The following is a 17,132-nucleotide window of genomic DNA, read 5'->3' on the forward strand; positions in this document are numbered from 1 at the left end:
ATGCCTCACGCCGCGCGGCTGCCGTCGGGGGCAAAGAAATATGCCTGCGCGGGGTCCATGTAGAAGTCGTGCAGCTCACCCACCTGATAGGGGTGGACGCCGTGGGCCAGCGAAACCCAGCTGCCGGAGCCCATCTCGAAATGGGCAGAGCTTTCGGAGCCGGACAGTTCGGTCACCTGCACCTGGCCTGACAGCTGCACATGGGCGCCGTTTTTCGCCACAGGCAGCACGTGGTGCGGGCGGATGGCGATGGTGTAGGTGCCATCGGCCAGCCCGGCGGCGGCACCGCTCAGCTCCCAGGTGACGCCTGCGCCCAGCAGGGCCGTGCTGCCCTGCTTGGTGATCTCGGCTGTGTTGATCGGCGGGTCTGAGAACACTCGTGCTGCATCGACATTGCCGGGGTTGCGGTAGATCTCGGCGGTGGGGCCGAACTGGGTCACCCGGCCGTCGCGCATCAGCGCGGTCTTGCCGCCCAACAGCAGCGCCTCTTCCGGTTCGGAGGTCGCATAGACCACCACTGCGCCGCGGCCTGCAAACAGTTCTGGCAGCTGGTCGCGCAGTTCCTCGCGCAGCTTGTAGTCGAGGTTGGCGAGCGGTTCGTCCAGGAACACCGCGCGGCTTTCCTTGGCAATCGCACGGGCCAAGGCGCAGCGCTGCTGCTGGCCGCCGGACAGCTCATGCGGGCGGCGGTGCAGCATCGGTTTCAGCTGCAGGATCGCGGCGGCTTCCTCGACACGGGCGTCGATTTCCGACTTTGCCATGCCAGCCACCTTCAGCGGCGAGGCGATGTTTTCGAACACCGTCATATGCGGGTAATTGATGAAGAACTGATGCACCAAGCTGATGTTGCGCTTCTGGGTGCTGAGACGGCTGACATCCTCGCCATCCATTAGCACCTGGCCGCTGGCCATCGGGTCGAGGCCCGCCATCAGTTTGATAAGTGAGGTCTTTCCGGAGCCGGTGGCGCCGAGGAGGACGTTGAAGTGACCGGGCTCCAGCAGCAGGGAGGTTTCCTTGATGTGCTGAATAGCGCCGACGCGCTTGGTCACACCCTTGAGTTCGAGTGCCATCTTGCTTTGACTTTCCGGCAGGCGGCCTGTTAGCGCGCGGGGCAGGGGCGCGCTGTCTTTTGGGGAAGAAGGCCCCGGATGACGGGAAAGGGTCTCCGGGGCCTGAATAGCCCGGCCAGATGATGGGGAACGCTGGCCGGACCGGGAGGAGGCCTTAGTTGGTTGCCCAGCGGGCCACCAGCTCGTCATAGTTGACGGTCTGGCCCTGCGGCTTCTCGTTCTCCAGCGGCGGCTTGGCGCCGCCATTGGCGTACCACCACTCCGCGTCTTTCTCTTCGTTCAGGCGCGGGCCGCAGCCGCCATAGACATTCGCCTGCTCGTCTGCGCGCTGCATCCGGCCCATGGTGATGTCCATTTCCTCGGCCAGACGGTCCATCGCTTCCTGCGGCGTGAAGGCGCCGGAGTTCACGTCACCGATCTGCTGCCACCAGATCTGGGCCAGCTTCGGGTAATCCGGAACGTTGATGCCGGTCGGCGACCATGCCACACGGTCAGGCGAGCGGTAGAACTCTACCAGGCCGCCCAGCTTGGGTGCGCGCTCGGTGAAGCTTTCGTGGTTCACGGAAGAGTCGCGGATGAAGGTCAGGCCAACGTGCGACTTCTTCACGTCCACGGTCTTAGAGACCACGAACTGGGCATAGAGCCAGGCAGCCTGGGCACGGTCCAGCGGGGTGGACTTGAGGAAGGTCCAGGAACCCACGTCCTGATAGCCGACCTTTTGGCCTTCTTCCCAGTAGGGGCCGTGCGGGCTGGGCGCCATCCGCCACAGCGGGTTGCCCTCGGCGTCGACGGTGTTGTTGCCTTCGGACTGCGGCTTCACCATGTCGGCGGTGAAGGCGGTGTACCAGAAGATCTGCTGCGCCACGTTGCCCTGCGCCAGTGCAGGCAGCGACTGGTAGAAGTCATAGGATGCGGCGCCCGGAGGGGCATACTTGCGCAGCCATTCGTCCCACTTGCGGATCGCATATACCGCCGCTGGGCCGTTAGCCGCGCCGCCGCGGGTCACGCTGGCACCGGCCGGGTTGCAGGAGCCTTCTTCCATGCGGATGCCCCATTCGTCGATCGGCACGCCGTTCGGCTCACCCTTCGAACCGGCACCGGCCATCGACAGCCAGGCGTCGGTCATCCGCCAGCCAAGGTCCGGCGCGCGCTTGCCGTAATCCATGTGGCCATAGATCGCGGTGCCGTCGATTTCCTTGACGTGCTCGCTGAAGAATTCGGCGATGTCCTCATACGCGGACCAGTTGACCGGAACGCCCAGGTCGTAGCCGTACTTTTCCTTGAACGCGGCCTGCAGGTCTTCGCGGTCGAACCAGTCCTTGCGGAACCAGTAGAGGTTCGCGAACTGCTGGTCGGGCAGCTGGTACAGGTCGCCGTCCGGGCCGGTGGTGAACTGGGTGCCCATGAAGTCATCCAGATCGAGGCCGGGGTTGGTCACGTCCTTGAACTCGCCTGCCATCATGTCGGTCAGGTTGTAGGCCAGCTGCAGGCGCGAGTGGGTGCCGATCAGGTCGGAGTCATTGACGTAGGCGTCATAGAGGTTCCGCTTGGTCTGCATCTGGGTCTGCACGGCCTGAACGACCTCGCCTTCACCCAGGATCTGGTGGTTCACCTTGATGCCGGTGATTTCCTCAAAGGCCTTGGTCAGCACCTCGGACTCGTAGGAGTGCGTCGGGATGCCTTCCGACAGCACGTTGATCTCCATGCCCTTGAACGGCTCTGCTGCCTGGATGAACCACTGCAGCTCCGAAAGCTGCTCATCCTTGGTCAGCACCGAAGGCTGAAATTCCTCATCAATCCATTTCTTGGCCGCCATTTCGTCGGCATAGCCAATCGATCCCGCAACCATCGCGCAAACGGCGGCTGCGGACAAAAGATACTTCCGCATCTTTTTCCTCCCTGAAAGTCGCTTAAAGCCAGCTATGCATTGGCTGCATCTGACTGCCATAGAGCTTTCATAGGTTGGATTATGTTGTCAAACTAATTTTTTAGTAAGTGTTATTGTATTGTTTTTGCATAAAAAAATTCATCATCAACGGGCGGCATTTGCACGTGCAGGCCATGCCGCGGCGCAGCATCTCCAGTTGTGACGCAACGCTTCTTTTCGCCTTCTCAACAGTGAAAAAGCAGTCGCCGTGCCAGGGCATTCCCGCTACAGAGGCGGCATGACGCAAGAAAGCACATTCGAGATCTTCCTGACCGCACCGCCGGGACTGGAGCAAGCGCTGCTGGCTGAAGCCAAGGAGCTGGGATTTGCCGCCCCCAAGTCGGTGCCGGGCGGGGTCACGGTGCAGGGGGATTGGCGTGAGGTGTGGCGTGCCAACCTTTCTGTGCGCGGCGCCGCGCGGGTTCTGGCGCGGATCGGCGAATTCCGCGCCTTTCACCTGGCTCAGCTCGACAAGCGGTCGCGCAAGTTCCCCTGGGGCGATGTGCTGCGCCCGGAGGTGCCGGTGAAGGTGGAGGTCGCCACCAACAAGAAATCGAAAATCTACCACGCAGGCGCCGCCGCGCAGCGGGTGGAGAAAGCCATTGCCGAGACACTTGGCGCCCCCGTCACCAAAGACGCCGGGCTGACGGTAAAGCTGCGCATTGAGGACAATCTCTGCGTCTTCAGCGTCGACACCTCGGGCGAGGGGCTGCACAAACGCGGCCATAAATCCGCCGTCGGCAAGGCACCGATGCGCGAAAACCTCGCCGCCCTGTTCCTGCGCGAATGCAGCTTTGACGGGACAGAGCCGGTGGTGGATCCGATGTGCGGCTCCGGCACGTTTGTGATCGAGGCTGCTGAAATCACCAAGGGCCTGCTGCCCGGCCGCAGCCGCAGCTTTGCCTTTGAACAGCTGGCGACTTTTGACGCGGACGCCTGGGCAGACCTCAAGCAGCAGGGCGAAACACGCGAAACGGATCTGCTGTTCCACGGCTCCGACCGCAACGCAGGCGCTGTGGAGATGTCCGCTGCCAATGCCGAGCGCGCCGGCGTGGCGGACTGCACCCGTTTCTCTCAGGCCGCGGTCAGCGATCTGCAGCGTCCGGACGGCCCGCCCGGCCTGGTCATCGTCAACCCGCCCTACGGCGCGCGGATCGGCAACAAGAAACTGCTGTTTGCCCTCTACGGTGCCCTGGGGCAGGTGCTGAAGGAGCGCTTCTCCGGCTGGCGGGTTGGTATCGTCACCTCGGAAACCGGCCTGGCCAAGGCCACCAATCTGCCCTTCCTGCCGTTCGGCGCGCCGGTTGCCCACGGCGGCTTGAAGATCCGCCTGTTCAAGACAGACCCGCTGCCCTGAGCAGGCATGGAGACGCAAGAGGGCGCCCTGCGGCGCCCTCCGGTCCGGTTAATCCGGCAGGCAGGCTTAGCCCATGTCGTACATATCGCCTGTGCCGCCCTCAGTGCCGCCACTGGGCATTGTGCCGCCCACCGGCAGGTTCATCAGCGCCATGAAGTCCTCGGCGCCGGGCTCGCTGCCGCCGTCCTGGAACTGGCCCGCCAGGTTGGCGTCATACCAGTTGCTCAGGCCCTCGCCGGTGACCCCGCCGTTGGCATAAGCGCTGCCGCTGCTGGCTGCGGTCGCCGGGTCGTAACCACCCTCCAGCACCTGTTGCGAGCCGTCCGGATTGCTGACCACCAGCGACATGCTGCTGAGGTCGATGTCTTCCAATGTCAGCCCGGCGTCGGACCACAGGGTGAAATTGGCATTGGTGACCGTGCCGTCGGTGCTGTCCGGGACCTGGCCGAATTGCACCATCGCGTCGAAGCTGCCGGGCACGGTGGTGCCGGTGTCCAGCGCATTGACGGAATTGGCGCTGGCTTCATGGCCGGTGACTGGCAGCGCATTCTCGTCCGGGAAGAAGTTCAGCCCGCCAACGCTGGCATCATCCGCCATGTTGAAGAACAGCCCGTCGGTATCGGCCACTTCACCGTCCCACGACGTTGGCTCCATCTTGATGAACAGCTGGTTTTCCGGCGTCTGCAGCACCTCGATGGTGACACTTGGATCGCCATTGCCGCCGACTTCGAAAAACACCGAGGTCTTACCGCTGTCATCGCCGCCAGTGCTGCCGGTGCCCTTGGTCCCGCCCGATCCGCCGGAGCCTTTGGTGCCTCCGCTTCCTTTGGTCCCGCCGGATCCCTTGGTCCCGCCGCTGCCGGAGCCGCTGGTGCCGCCGGAACCCTTGGTGCCCGAGCCGCAGCCATGCGTTCCGCCGGATCCCCTCGTTCCTCCCGAGCCGCCCGGTCCGCCGGTTCCGCCTGAGCCTTTCCAGTCATCTTCCTCGCGGTACCACCAGTGCTTTGTGCCGTGATGGTCTTTGCCGCCGCACCCTTTGCTACCGCCGGATCCTTTTGTGCCGCCGGATCCTTTGGTGCCGCCGGACCCTTTGGTTCCGCCGGATCCCTTGGTGCCGCCGGATCCTTTGGTGCCGCCGGAGCCTTTGGTGCCGCCGGATCCATTGGTGCCGCCGGATCCTTTTGTGCCCCCGGATCCCTTGGTGCCGCCTGAGCCGTCTTCCTCATCCTCCCCGCCTTCACGCCAGGCCTTGTAGCCCTTGCCGTTCCAGCCATAGCGGTCTGACAGGTGGCTGTCGTACCAGCGGCCGAAATGCCCGCCTTGCACGCCGCCGTTATAATAGCTGTTGCCACCGCAAGCCTGCTTGCCGCCCCAGCCCCACGAATAATGTCCCCGGCCCATATTTCTACCCCCCCAGGCAAACCTTGAATCACAACTGCGGATTGACCTGGAAACAGGACGCAATCGCGCATTAGACAACGGTAGGAAAGCCGATCAGAAGGGCCAAATTTTCGGCACATTTTAGACAAATTACGCTATTGCCGGAGAGATTCCGGAAACAATCTCCCTGCGCGCCCTGTGATTGTGAGGCAATCCCTCTCCAATGCGCCGCGCCACTCGCGTCCGGCTCGTGCGAATCGGCCTGCGGCCTGCGGTGATTGCCCAAATCTGTCCTGAATATTGCCGCCTTTACCCGCTAGGTCGTTAACCGGAGAGGGGTAAGCTGACCGGAGTCCGGGCAGCGTTCCGGGAAGGGGGCAGGCTATGGCTGACGGAAAATTCGACGACCGCACTGCGTATATCGCGGCGGCGGCCCGGGAGGTGCTCGGCGAGGAGCCTGTGGAGATCACCGCCCCGGGCGGCAAGTCGCGCTCCTCGCTGCGGCTGCATTTCAAAGACCGCACGGCGATTGCCACCCTGCGTGCCAATTTCCGCCGCACCCATCTGGAAGCCTACGTGCTGGAGCAGCTGGCGCCCCATTGCGACGACATTCCGCGGGTGCTGGGGGTGCACAAGGACGTGCTGTTCCAGTCCGACACTGGCGAGACACGGCTGAGTGAAGAGATCATTCTGCACGGGGAGGCCGACCAGCTCGACCTCGCGGCCGAGGCCTGCGCCGCGATCTTCCGCATCCAGGCAGCAGCCCGCAAGACTGAGCTGCACACGGTGCTGCCGCATCTCGGCGCCAACCGCAGCTGGGTCCGCAATTTCATCAGCTCGGTAGAGGCGCTGGAGGCTTACTCCATGGGCATCCCGGATGATTTTGACTACCCGGCGGTGGCCCAGTACATGGAGCAGCCGGGGGTTCAGTTCCTGAAATGGGACTGCCGCGCGGGCAACGCGGCGATCGGCGCAGACGGGTATGTCCGCTGGTTCGACTTTGAATATGCAGGTCTGCGCCACGGTGCGGAGGATTTTGCCTGGCTCATCGGCGACGAGACCTGGCCGATTGCGCCGGACAAGATGGCCGACGTGATGATCGAAACCTTCGATCCGGCCTGCGGCCATGAAATTGGCGAATACCTGGAGTATCTCTCGGCCTACACCGCGCTGCACTGCGTTCAGCGCCTGGAGCTGATCCAGAAAGAGGTCAAAAGCCGCGGCTGGCTCAGCCAGGAGCGGGTGCGCAAGTATGACGACGCCGGGGTGCACCCGGAATTCGCCGCGCAGCTTTGCCGCACCGGGGCATACTACGCGGCCCAGTCCCGGCTCACATCCCCGCTCAGCCGCAACTTCGAAGCCGCAGGCCGCGCCTTCAAGGCGATGTCCGGGGGCTGACGGTTTCTCCCTTCTGTGACGTGCCGTCCAGGTTTCAGCGATGAGGTCCGGGCGGCTATCCTTCTGCCTGCCGCACATGGGGGGATGGATTATGCAGCAGGCCGAAGATTTCCGCGCCGAAAGCCGCGCCTTGGCAGCCATTCTGGAGGATCTGCCGGAGGCGGAATTCCACCGGACAACCCAGTTCAAGGACTGGACCATCGACCACGTGCTGGGACACTTGCACCTGTTCAACGCGGCGGCGGAGGCGTCTTTGCAAGGGGAGGAGGCATTCGCCGCCTTCATCGCACCGGTGCTGCAGGACATGCAGGCGGGCAAGTCTATCCTCGAGTGCCAGTTCCCCTGGCTGAATGGCCTGTCGGGCCGCGCGCTGTTTCAGGCATGGCGGCAAGGGGCAGAGCGCTGCGCCGATGCCTATGCCGCCGCGGACCCCAAGGGGCGTCTCAAATGGATCGGGCCGGACATGAGCGCGCTGAGCGCCATCACTGCCCGGCAGATGGAGACCTGGGCGCATGGCCAGGAAGTCTTTGACCTGCTGGGTCTGCAGCGGCAGGAACAGGACCGCATCCGCAATATCGCGCATCTGGGGGTGGCCACCTACGGCTGGAGCTTCGCCAACCGCGGACTGGACGTGCCGGAGCCCGCGCCGTTTGTGCAATTGACGGGACCGTCGGACGCCGTTTGGGAGTGGAACGAGCCGCAAGGCGGGAATTTCGTGAAGGGCAGCGCAGTGGAGTTCGCGCAGGTGGTCACGCAGGTCCGCAATGCCGCCGATACCAGCCTGCAGGTGGCGGGCGCCACGGCGCAGAAATGGATGCGCATCGCCCAATGTTTTGCCGGCCCGCCGGAAACGCCCCCCGGCAAAGGCAGCCGTTTCACCGCAAAGGCCTGATGCAAAGACCCGCTCCGCTATGTTCGAAGCCCGGCTAAGTCCCGGAAAAGGCTCAGTGCCGGTCCGCAAATGGGCAATGGGCGGCGAAGGGCTCCCGCCCGGCTTCGGCCGTCCTGGCGGACGGCCTGTGCCCGTTGGGCGTAGCGCCGCGCTCCGCGCGGCGCAGCCGGGTCACCTGCAGGCGCGGGAGCGCTTTGTTTTCTCGGACGCAGGCGGTGGGCGGGTTCCTAACACGGCACCTTCGCAAGCATTCGGCCCAGCCGGGAAGCAGCCGCGTCCGCTCAGCGTCCATTCCAGGCGCGGGTCAGCCCTTCCAGCGCCATTCGGGCGGGATCGGCGAGGCTGACTGGCAGCGCCTGCGCCTCCAGCGCCGCCGCATAGAGCGCCTGCAGCGGCGGTTCTGCGATCAATGCCAGGTTCTGGCCCAGCCAATACGGCCGCGCCGCGGCCAGTTCGGCACCAAGCAGCAGACCCCATATCCTGGCGTGCGCAGAGGCGGCAGGCATCTGCCCCAGAACCGACGCAGCCTGCACCGAGGCCAGCCGGGCCGCCAGCAATTCCGGCTTGGCTATTCCGTCCGCTGCCGCGTCCGCCAGCGCGGCCTTGTCCCAATCGCCTGCCGCCGCCAGTCCCGTTGCCTGTGCCGCTGCTTGCGCCAGCTGCCCGGTCAGGGCGCTCTGGAAACTGACCGCCTCGCGGGCGCTCACCTGCACCCAGTGGGTCACCGCTCCGGGCAGGCACACCACGCCGTCCCAATCCGGGTTCAGCTGCAGGAAGCCGCTGAGCTTGGCCAGTGCGCCTTGCATCACGCCGCAGGGCGCCGCCTGGCTGAAGCCGGGCAGCGCGTGAACCTCCAGCGCTTCCAGACGGATGCCGCTCAGCGGCAGTTCCGCCGGCACAGCCGGGACCGGACGCGGAGGCACCAATCCACTGCCGCCCAGCACCACTGGAAAGGTGCCGCCGCCCATGGCCTGGCGCAGTTTCGCGGCCAGCGCGGCAGGGCTCCCGTTCGGCAGCTGCAGCACCTGCGCAGGGGCCGGGGCGCCGTCCGTCACAGTCCAGGCGGTGAGCGTCAGCCCGTCCAGATTGGCAGCCAGCCAGCCGGCCGCGCTTTGGGGAGGGTTCATGATATCCTCATTTCTCTGCCATGGCGTCGCCTGCGCTTATGGCGGTGATTCCCGTTTCCGGCAAGGGCGCGGCACGCAGCAGTATAGGCCCGGATACCCGTTAGAATAGGACCCTGTCCGCCGGTATGCCCGTCATAAGCTAGAACGCCGGGCATTTGTGCAGAAGACATGCCACCCGGCACTGCGCCTGGAGCGCGGTTTCCAGTACGATGCAATAGCCGGGGCCGGGCACTGCCTGCCCCCTGGCCGGCCGCCGCTTCGGACGGCAGCTTACGACTGACCCGGCTCATCCGGAACGCGGCTTGCGCCGTAAACAGTGAAACCGGCCGAGACAGCAACAGGAGAGACCGCAGACATGCCCGCCGCACCGGCTCCGCACAATGCCATATTCGCCCAGCTCGCCGCGCGTCACTTGCTGGCCCAGGGGGTCTCGCCTGCGGCAGTTTTTGCGGGCACCGGTTTCGGCCCGGCCTTGCTGAACCAGGAAGAACCTGCCGCCCCCTTCGCTGCGATCGCCGGTTTCTTCAGCCGGGCCGCGGAGCTGACCGGCGATCCGCTGTTCGGCTTCCGCCTCGGCTGCACCAGCGATCTGCGTATGGCTGGCCTCTTGGGCTATATCGCCCGCACCTCGCCGACCGCCGGCTGCTTCCTGCGCAACATTGCACGCTACGCCGGGGTAATGAGCGATGCCTGGGAGGTGGACCCATCCCGGCTCGCCTCGCACGGGGAGTTCGCCTGGTCCTGCAAAGCGGCCTCCGGCCAGCAGGCGCATCAGTATATCGAGTTCCTGGCGGCGCTGTTCCTGACGGCCCTGCGCGAGGCGGCCGGGACGCGGATCGAGCCGCAGGAGGCGGCTTTTACCCATCAGCGCCGCCGCGGAGCCGAAGAGATGTCTGCCGCTTTCGGCTGCCCGGTGCAGTTCGGTGCCGCGGCCAGCCGCATTGTGTTCAAGCCGGAAGACCTGGATCTGCCGCTGGCCAGCGCTGACCGCCTGCTGCTGCGGGTGCTGCGCGCCTACGGCGACCAGCTGCTGCACGGGCGGGGCCTGGGACGTAAAAGCACGGACCTGACGGCGCAGGTCGAAGAAGCGGTTGCCGCCCGCCTTTCCGCCGGATCGGCGTCGCTGGCAAATGTGGCCGCGGATCTTGGCATGAGCCCGCGCACCCTGTCGCGCAAGCTGGGCCGGGCGGGCACCAGCTACTTCACTATTCTTGAGGAATTGCGCAAGGCCTTGGCGATCCGCTACCTGCGGGAGAGCAGGCTGCCGTTGTCCGAGATTGCCTTTTTGCTGGGCTATTCCGGACTGAACAGCTTCAGCGAGGCTTTCCGGCGCTGGACGGGGCAAAGCCCGGGGCAGTACCGCGGCGGCTGACCAGCCCGGACCAGGCTGCACCAGCAGCGATTCTGCGCCTGATTTCCAAGGTTTGCGAACAATTCCGGAATTTCCCCGGAAATTGTTTCCGCTCACCCTGCCGATTTGAGGCTTTTTTCGGGCTTTCCCGGCGTCTTGCCACAATTTGCGCGAATTTCCTAAAATTTAGTTTAATTAGGGGTGACTGCTGAAATGCAGCGTCGCCAGGGGATTAGGCGAACAACAAAATCGGCGCGGGCGCGTGGGGGCGCGCCCCGTTTTGGAACCTGAAAATCAGTAGTGGTGTTCTGCCGCCAATGGCGCGCGGGAGGCCGGTTTGAGTTTATACACGGCCGCCTTGTCAAAAGGGGGCGGTCCAGCCGGTTTCAGGCTGGATAGCGGGGGTTTTCGATGAAAGACATGGTTCCCGGAGGGGCGGGGCTGTCTTTTGCGCAGTTTGAACAGGATACCGGGGGTGCCGCACTGCCTCCCCGGGCTCTGCAGCATCTGCGCTTGCAGCCAACCAACATGAATGCAGGCTTGACCGGGGTTGCAACGGCCGGCGGGCACATTGCCCGGCCCGGGCGCCGTGCTGGCGGCAGCGGGTACCGGATGGCGGGCAAGCGGGTCCTGGACCTGCTGCTGGTTATTCTCAGCCTGCCGCTGACGCTGCCGGTTATCGCGCTTTGTGCGGCGGCGCTGTGGCTGGAAGGCGGGCGGCCGTTTTACACGCAGCCCCGGCTGGGACGCGGCGGCCGGGTGTTCCGCATCCTGAAGCTGCGCACAATGGTGCGCGACGCCGACGCCTTGCTGCAGCACTATTTGGACTGCGATCCCGCCTTGCGCCGGGAATGGCAGGACACCCAGAAGCTCAAGAACGATCCGCGTATCACCTCGGTCGGGCGGCTGCTGCGCATGACCTCTCTGGATGAGCTGCCGCAGCTGTGGAACGTCTGCAAGGGCGACATGAGCCTGGTCGGTCCGCGCCCGATGATGCCGGAGCAGCTTTCGCTTTACGGCGATGCGCGCGCCTATTTCGCGCTGCGCCCTGGCATCACTGGGATCTGGCAGGTTTCAGTGCGTAACGAAGGCAGCTTTGCCACCCGTGTGCTGGCCGATTTCGAGTACCGGGACGGGCTGTCGCTGAGCCGTGACCTTAGGCTGCTCTGGCGCACTGCCGGCGTTGTGATGAAGGGGACGGGATATTAACCTCTGTCTGATCCTCTGCAGGCCCGCCGGACGGGCCCGGCAGTTGATCGGCCAGCCGTTGCGGAGGGCAGGATTGTGAAGCATTTTGCAATATCAGGGGCGTGTGGCGCCACCCCGGCGCACGGCCCGCTGACAGGACTGGAAGTCGATGAGGACGGCATGAGCGAGCATGGCTACAAGCGGTTCCGCCGCCGCCGCGCGACGGCGGCTGCCACGCCGCCTGCCGCCGGCGGCACCGGCACTGAAGCGGCGCCGCAGATGGCGGCGCCCGGCGCACCGCCGCAGGCGCAGCTGCCGGCCCGCCTGCCGGAGCCTTGGGACCGGATCCGTCAGGTGCCATTTGACCCGGTGGCGCAGCGGGCAGCGCGGCTGCCGCTCGTCAGCCGGTTCCGCGTCTCGCCCGCGGCCAAGTCTTTTGACCTGCTGCGCACCCGGCTGCTGCACACCTTGAAGGCGCGCGGCTGGAAGCGGGTGGCGGTAACAGCGCCCGCGGCGGGCTGCGGCACCACATTCTCGGCGGTCAATCTGGCGCTCAGCCTGGCCCGGGTGCCGGACAGCCGCACCGTTCTGATGGACCTGAACTTCCGCCGCCCCGGCATGGCCCGGGCCCTGGGGATGGAGGCGCAGGGTGATCTGGGCGCCTTCCTGTCCGGCAGCGCCCGGATGGAGGATCACTTGCTGCGCCCGCTGCCGCAGCTGGCAGTTGGTCTCAACCAAACCGCGGATCAGGATGCCGCGGAACTGCTTCACAGCAGCAGCTGCGCCGAGGCTCTGGACGGCTTGATGCTGCGCTCGGGAGCCGATACCGCGCTGTTCGACCTGCCGCCGGTGTTGGAGCATGACGACACCGCCGCTTTCCTGCCGCAAGTGGACGCGGTGCTGCTGATCTCCGATGGCACCAGAACAACTGCCGCGCAGCTCGCGGCTTGCGAGAAGATGCTGGCAGGCCATACAGAGCTTCTGGGCGTGGTGCTGAACCGGGCCCGGAGCACAGACAGCCCGCTGAACTGACCATCCCGGCGTCATAGTTTTGCCCGGTTGCTGTGGTCAGACTCCGGGCGCGGTCCGCTGCCGGGCGGGCTGAGCCGGCAAAGCAACAGGCAGGGGCAAGAGAGCAGACAGATGGGGCCAATTTACTCGCTTGGCGATTTTTGGGACATGGTGCAGCGCAGGCTGTTCACCATCGCCTGCATCTTTGTCCTGGGCTGCCTTGCATCCCTCTGGTTTGCCGCCAGTCAGCAGCACGAGTACGAAACTGCCGAGGTTCTGCAGATCACCCAGCCGCAGATCGCCGGCGAGCTGGCCAAATCCACGGTCGAGGGCTCCTCCGCCCGCCGGATGCAGCTAATTGAGCAGCGCCTGATGGCGCGCGGCACGGTGGTGGAAGTGATTGAGAAATTCGGCCTCTATGCGGATATGGAGGCGCTGACCCAGCTGCAGAAAGTGGCGCTGCTGCGCAAGTCGGTTCGGATCACCGGGGTTGCCGCCGCCCGCGAAGGCTTTGCCGATGACGGCACCATTTCGGTGCTGACCATCACCGCCCGGATGCCCACCGCCGAACAGGCGCAGCAGGTCGCCAGCGAATTCGGCCGCCGCACCATCGAACTCAGCGTCGCCACCCGCATCGACCAGGCGCGTGAAACGCTCAGCTTCTTTGCCGGCAAGGAAGCCGCGCTGGCCGATCAGCTTGCCGCGCTGGAGGATGAAATTGCTGCCTACCGCAACGAAAATGACGTGACTCTGCCGGGCACCATCGAATTCCGCCGGGCTGAAATCGCGGCCCTGAACGAGGGCCTCCTGGAGATCGCCCGCGAACGCATCGAAATCCGCCGCGCCGCAGATCAGGCCCAGGCCACTGAACGCCCCGCCACCGCCCGCCGGATGCAGGAAGAAGCGGAGCAGCAACTGGCGACGCTGGACGCGCAGGAGCAGTTGCTGACCCGCCGCAGGGCCGGGCTCGAGGCGTCCTTGCAGACCACCCCGGAAGTTGAACGCCGGCTGGGCGCCTATGACCGGCGGCTGGAGCAATTGCAGGCAGAGCTTGCGCAGATGACCGCCCGCCGAAATGAGGCGGAGGTCGGCTTCCGTCTGGAAACCGGCCGCCAGGCCGAGCGTCTGACGGTGCTGGAGCCGGCGCCGCTGCCGGATTACCCGGTGACCGGCGCCCGCAAGACCAAGGCGCTCATGGGGGCCGCGGCCAGCCTGCTGGCTGCGCTGCTGGCCGCCTTCCTGCAGGAGCTGCGCCAGCCGGCGCTGCGCACCGCCGAACAGATGGAGCGGGAAACCGGTCTGGTGCCCGTGGTCTCCATCCCGGTTATGGACACCCGCCCGCCGCGCCGCGGCCTGCTGGACCTGCTCAGGCGCAGGAGCTAGGCATCAGGCACTTCCGCCCGGCCGATAGCCGGGCTGAACCCTGCGCTCCCCAGGGGAGGGCGCTCTCGCACCCACCCAGGGCCGGGCGCAGCCCTCATCGGTTCATTCGAAAATTGCGGATACTGGCTCTTGATCATGGGGCACTCAACGCCGCAGCCATGGCCGTGACCTCTTCCCAGTGCCAGCTCAGCGCCGCTCCGCCTGCCGCGACCGTTAGCAGCGCAAACCCCGCATCATGCAGCGGGTCCCAGACGTGGTGCCGCCGCGCCAGCCGCACCAGCACAGGATAGGCTGCCAGCATCGCCAGCCCCAGCGCCGCAATGCCGCCCGCCAGCCCGAACCACACCACGCCGCCCAGAAACATGACTGTCTGCAGGCAGGCCCGCGCGGCTGAAAACACAAAGAACCCGCGGCTGTCACCCGCTGCCAGCGCAGCCTGGTCATAAGTCATGGTGATCACTGCCGGTGCCAGCGCCAGGGCAATCAAAACAATCATCGGCCCGGCCTGCACATAGCGGTCATCATACAGCAGCTGCACCAGCCACGGCCCGGCCCAGGCCATCCCCAGCAGCATCGCCAGGATCCCAGCCGTCAGACCGCCGCGCAGCTGCCGCTGCCGCCGCAGGTTTTCCGGTGCCTCCCGCGCAGGCTTGTCGCGATAGACCGGAATCATCAGCCGCTGGTTCACGGCATGGCCCAGCAGCATCGGAAAGCTCGCCAGGAAATAGCCGATGTTGTAGATCCCCAGCACCTCAAGCGGCACGAATTTCCCCAGGATCGCCCGGTCCCCTTGAGAGGTCAGGAACCAGAAGGCGGTGGACAGGAAAATCCACTTGCCGAAATGGATCAGCTCGCGGGCGGCGGCTTTCTCCCAGCGGAACCGGTTGGCCGCCCCCGGCAGACCGTAGTGGCACAGGGTCAGCTTGGCCGCGGCCTGGATCACCCCGCCCAGCACCAGCGCAATCACCGACTCCGTCGCCAGCGCCAGCGCAATCATCGCCGCCAGCCCGATCACCTGGCCGCCGAGGTCCAGCACGGTGACACGCCCCGCCAGCAGATGCCGGTGCGCGGTCTCGATCCGCGTCGGGTTAAAGCCGGCAATCGCCAGCCCGGCGCCTGCAATCGGCAGATACACCAGCAGCTCCGGCGCGCCATAAAATGCGGCCGCGGGCCAGGCCAGAAGCGCTGTCAGCGCCCACAGGCCAAAGCCGCGGATCACCTGTATGGTCCAGGCAGTATTCAGAAACGCCGGATCGTCCCCCCGCTTGTTCTGGGCAATCGACGGCCCGATGCCAACATCCGAGAACAGCGACAGCCCTACCGTCACAACGGTGACCAGCGCCATCAGGCCAAAGGCTTCGGGGAACAGAATACGGGTCAGGATCAGGTTGGACGCCAGCCGCAGGGCCTGGCTGCCGCCATAACCGATCACCAGCCAGGAGGCCGAACGCAGCACCCGCGCCGCCATCCCCTGGCCTGCAAAATGCGATGCAACCCGCTGCATGCTGTTCCTGTCCCAAACGTCCGCCACCGCAGGCTAGGGAGGCGGGGCAGGGGCGTCAATCTCGGCGCGCCTGCGGTGGCGCAGACAGCCCCGTCAGCCCGGAATTGCAAGACAATACTGCAACCTGTGCCGCATTCTCCACGCCTGGGCGACAAGCGCCACGGGGTGCTGGGCAAGCCGGTAAACCGCCGCTAACCTGCCGCGGACACTTGCCTTTTTACACGGATTTTTCAGCGTTGAAGATCGCCTATGTCCTGAACACCTATCCGCAGCCCTCGCACAGCTTCATCCGCCGCGAGCTGCAGGCGCTGGAGCGTCAGGGCGTGGATATCCTGCGCCTGGCAATGCGCCCCTCCGGCGCGGCGCTTGCCGATCCCGGTGACCAAGCCGAGGCGGACCGCACCGAATATGTTCTGAAGGCCGGGCCCGGGCGCTTGCTGGCGGCTCTGGCGCGGGAGGCGGCGGCACCGGCCCGCTTCGGGCAGGCGCTGAGCCTGGCGCTGAAGCTGGCGCGGGCCTCGGACAAGGGCGTCCTGCGGCACCTGATCTACCTGGCGGAGGCCGCCTTTGTGAAACAGCGCTGCGCGGCCGAAGGGGTGCAGCACATGCACGCGCATTTCGGCACCAACTCTGCCGCTGTTGCGATGCTGGCACATGTGCTGGGCGGCCCCGGCTACAGCTTCACCGTGCACGGGCCGGAGGAGTTCGACGCACCGCACGCCCTGTCGCTGGGTGAGAAAATCAACCGGGCCAGTTTCACCGTTGCCGTCAGCAGCTTCGGCAGAAGCCAGCTGAGTCGTTGGGCTGCTTTCGGCAAATGGGACAGCCTGAAGGTTGTGCACTGCGGCATTGAGCCGGACCGCTTCGCCAGCCCCGCGCCGCTGCCCAAGGGGCCGCTGCGGCTGGCTGCGATCGGACGGTTTGTCGAGCAGAAGGGCCAGATGGTGCTGGTCCGCGCCATGGCACAGCTGGTTAAGGAAATCCCGGACCTGCATCTGGCGCTGATCGGCGACGGGGAGATGCGCGCGGATCTGGAAGCGGAGATCGCAAGGCACGGGCTGGGCGGTCACATCACCCTGACCGGCTGGCTGGCGGAGGAGGGTGTGCGGGCGGAGCTGGCCCGTGCCCATGCGCTGGTGATGCCCTCCTTTGCCGAGGGTTTGCCGATGGTGGTGATGGAGGCGATGGCGGCTGCACGCCCGGTCATCGCAACCTATATCGCCGGTACGCCTGAGCTAGTGGTGCCAGGGCAGACCGGCTGGCTGGTGCCGGCCGGGGATGAAACTGCGCTCGCCGGGGCGGTTCTGGAGCTGGCGCAAACACCGCCGGACAAGCTTGCCGCTATGGGGCAGGCCGGCCGCGTCCGGGTGCTAGGGCGCCACGACAGCGCCACCGAGGCAGCCAAGCTGGCAGAGCATATCCGCCAAACCATCGCCGGGTAACAGCCGCGGCACTCCCGCCCGTCGCCGCCGCATCAGCAGATGCGCCGCTCCCGTTGGGCCAGGCTCAGCGCCCCTGGCGCTGAGCCTGGCCCAAGGCCGCCA

At 65.7% G+C, this 17,132-nt stretch carries 13 protein-coding genes; 8 read left to right on the plus strand and 5 right to left on the minus strand.

What is annotated here, in order from left to right; all coding sequences use genetic code 11:
* Positions 1–5: 5 nt before the first annotated feature.
* Together CAER_RS0117970 and CAER_RS0117975 are read right to left on the minus strand one after the other, a co-directional pair.
* Positions 6–1,070: an ABC transporter ATP-binding protein gene (locus CAER_RS0117970; RefSeq protein WP_027236663.1), complete on the minus strand. Its 1,065-nt coding sequence runs from the start codon at positions 1,068–1,070 to the stop codon at positions 6–8.
* Positions 1,071–1,224: 154 nt separating this feature from the next.
* Positions 1,225–2,958 (minus strand): ABC transporter substrate-binding protein, encoded by a 1,734-nt coding sequence (locus CAER_RS0117975; protein ID WP_027236664.1) that lies wholly within the window; start codon positions 2,956–2,958, stop codon positions 1,225–1,227.
* Between the two features lie 277 nt (positions 2,959–3,235).
* On the opposite strand from CAER_RS0117975, the gene CAER_RS0117985 reads away from it, so the two are divergent.
* Positions 3,236–4,354 carry a THUMP domain-containing class I SAM-dependent RNA methyltransferase gene (locus tag CAER_RS0117985; protein WP_027236665.1) on the plus strand — a complete coding sequence of 373 codons (1,119 nt, stop codon included), beginning with the start codon at positions 3,236–3,238 and terminating at the stop codon, positions 4,352–4,354.
* Between the two features lie 66 nt (positions 4,355–4,420).
* On the opposite strand, the gene CAER_RS30385 is transcribed toward CAER_RS0117985, so the two are convergent.
* Positions 4,421–5,755, minus strand: coding sequence for a hypothetical protein (locus CAER_RS30385; protein WP_027236666.1), 1,335 nt, complete (start codon positions 5,753–5,755; stop codon positions 4,421–4,423).
* A gap of 363 nt (positions 5,756–6,118) precedes the next feature.
* Here CAER_RS30385 and CAER_RS0117995 point away from each other — a divergent pair, with 363 nt between their 5' ends.
* Positions 6,119–7,132 carry a hypothetical protein gene (locus CAER_RS0117995; protein ID WP_027236667.1) on the plus strand — a complete coding sequence of 338 codons (1,014 nt, stop codon included), beginning with the start codon at positions 6,119–6,121 and terminating at the stop codon, positions 7,130–7,132.
* Positions 7,133–7,223: 91 nt separating this feature from the next.
* Positions 7,224–8,024, plus strand: a complete 801-nt coding sequence (locus CAER_RS0118000) for a TIGR03084 family metal-binding protein (protein ID WP_027236668.1) — start codon at positions 7,224–7,226, stop codon at positions 8,022–8,024.
* 281 nt (positions 8,025–8,305) lie between these two features.
* Here the strand turns inward: CAER_RS0118000 and CAER_RS0118005 are convergent, their stop codons facing one another.
* Entirely contained in the window at positions 8,306–9,151 is an 846-nt protein-coding gene (locus tag CAER_RS0118005; protein ID WP_027236669.1) for a 2-dehydro-3-deoxygalactonokinase, read from the minus strand.
* A 355-nt stretch (positions 9,152–9,506) separates the two neighbouring features.
* On the opposite strand from CAER_RS0118005, the gene CAER_RS28215 reads away from it, so the two are divergent.
* The 4 genes from CAER_RS28215 (at position 9,507) to CAER_RS0118025 (ending at position 14,084) form a co-directional block, all read left to right on the plus strand.
* Positions 9,507–10,523, plus strand: a complete 1,017-nt coding sequence (locus CAER_RS28215; protein WP_051357812.1) for an AraC family transcriptional regulator — start codon at positions 9,507–9,509, stop codon at positions 10,521–10,523.
* A gap of 507 nt (positions 10,524–11,030) precedes the next feature.
* Positions 11,031–11,711, plus strand: coding sequence for a sugar transferase (locus CAER_RS0118015; protein ID WP_036797805.1), 681 nt, complete (start codon positions 11,031–11,033; stop codon positions 11,709–11,711).
* A 75-nt stretch (positions 11,712–11,786) separates the two neighbouring features.
* Positions 11,787–12,722 carry a CpsD/CapB family tyrosine-protein kinase gene (locus CAER_RS0118020; protein WP_245597381.1) on the plus strand — a complete coding sequence of 312 codons (936 nt, stop codon included), beginning with the start codon at positions 11,787–11,789 and terminating at the stop codon, positions 12,720–12,722.
* A gap of 111 nt (positions 12,723–12,833) precedes the next feature.
* Positions 12,834–14,084 (plus strand): GumC domain-containing protein, encoded by a 1,251-nt coding sequence (locus CAER_RS0118025; protein WP_027236672.1) that lies wholly within the window; start codon positions 12,834–12,836, stop codon positions 14,082–14,084.
* 133 nt (positions 14,085–14,217) lie between these two features.
* Here CAER_RS0118025 and CAER_RS0118030 read toward each other — a convergent pair whose 3' ends face one another.
* Positions 14,218–15,588, minus strand: a complete 1,371-nt coding sequence (locus CAER_RS0118030; protein ID WP_027236673.1) for an oligosaccharide flippase family protein — start codon at positions 15,586–15,588, stop codon at positions 14,218–14,220.
* Between the two features lie 236 nt (positions 15,589–15,824).
* On the opposite strand from CAER_RS0118030, the gene CAER_RS0118035 reads away from it, so the two are divergent.
* Positions 15,825–17,030 carry a glycosyltransferase gene (locus tag CAER_RS0118035; protein WP_027236674.1) on the plus strand — a complete coding sequence of 402 codons (1,206 nt, stop codon included), beginning with the start codon at positions 15,825–15,827 and terminating at the stop codon, positions 17,028–17,030.
* Positions 17,031–17,132: the final 102 nt, after the last annotated feature.

The organism is Leisingera caerulea DSM 24564 (assembly GCF_000473325.1).
In the GTDB taxonomy this organism is placed as follows: Bacteria; Pseudomonadota; Alphaproteobacteria; order Rhodobacterales; family Rhodobacteraceae; genus Leisingera; species Leisingera caerulea.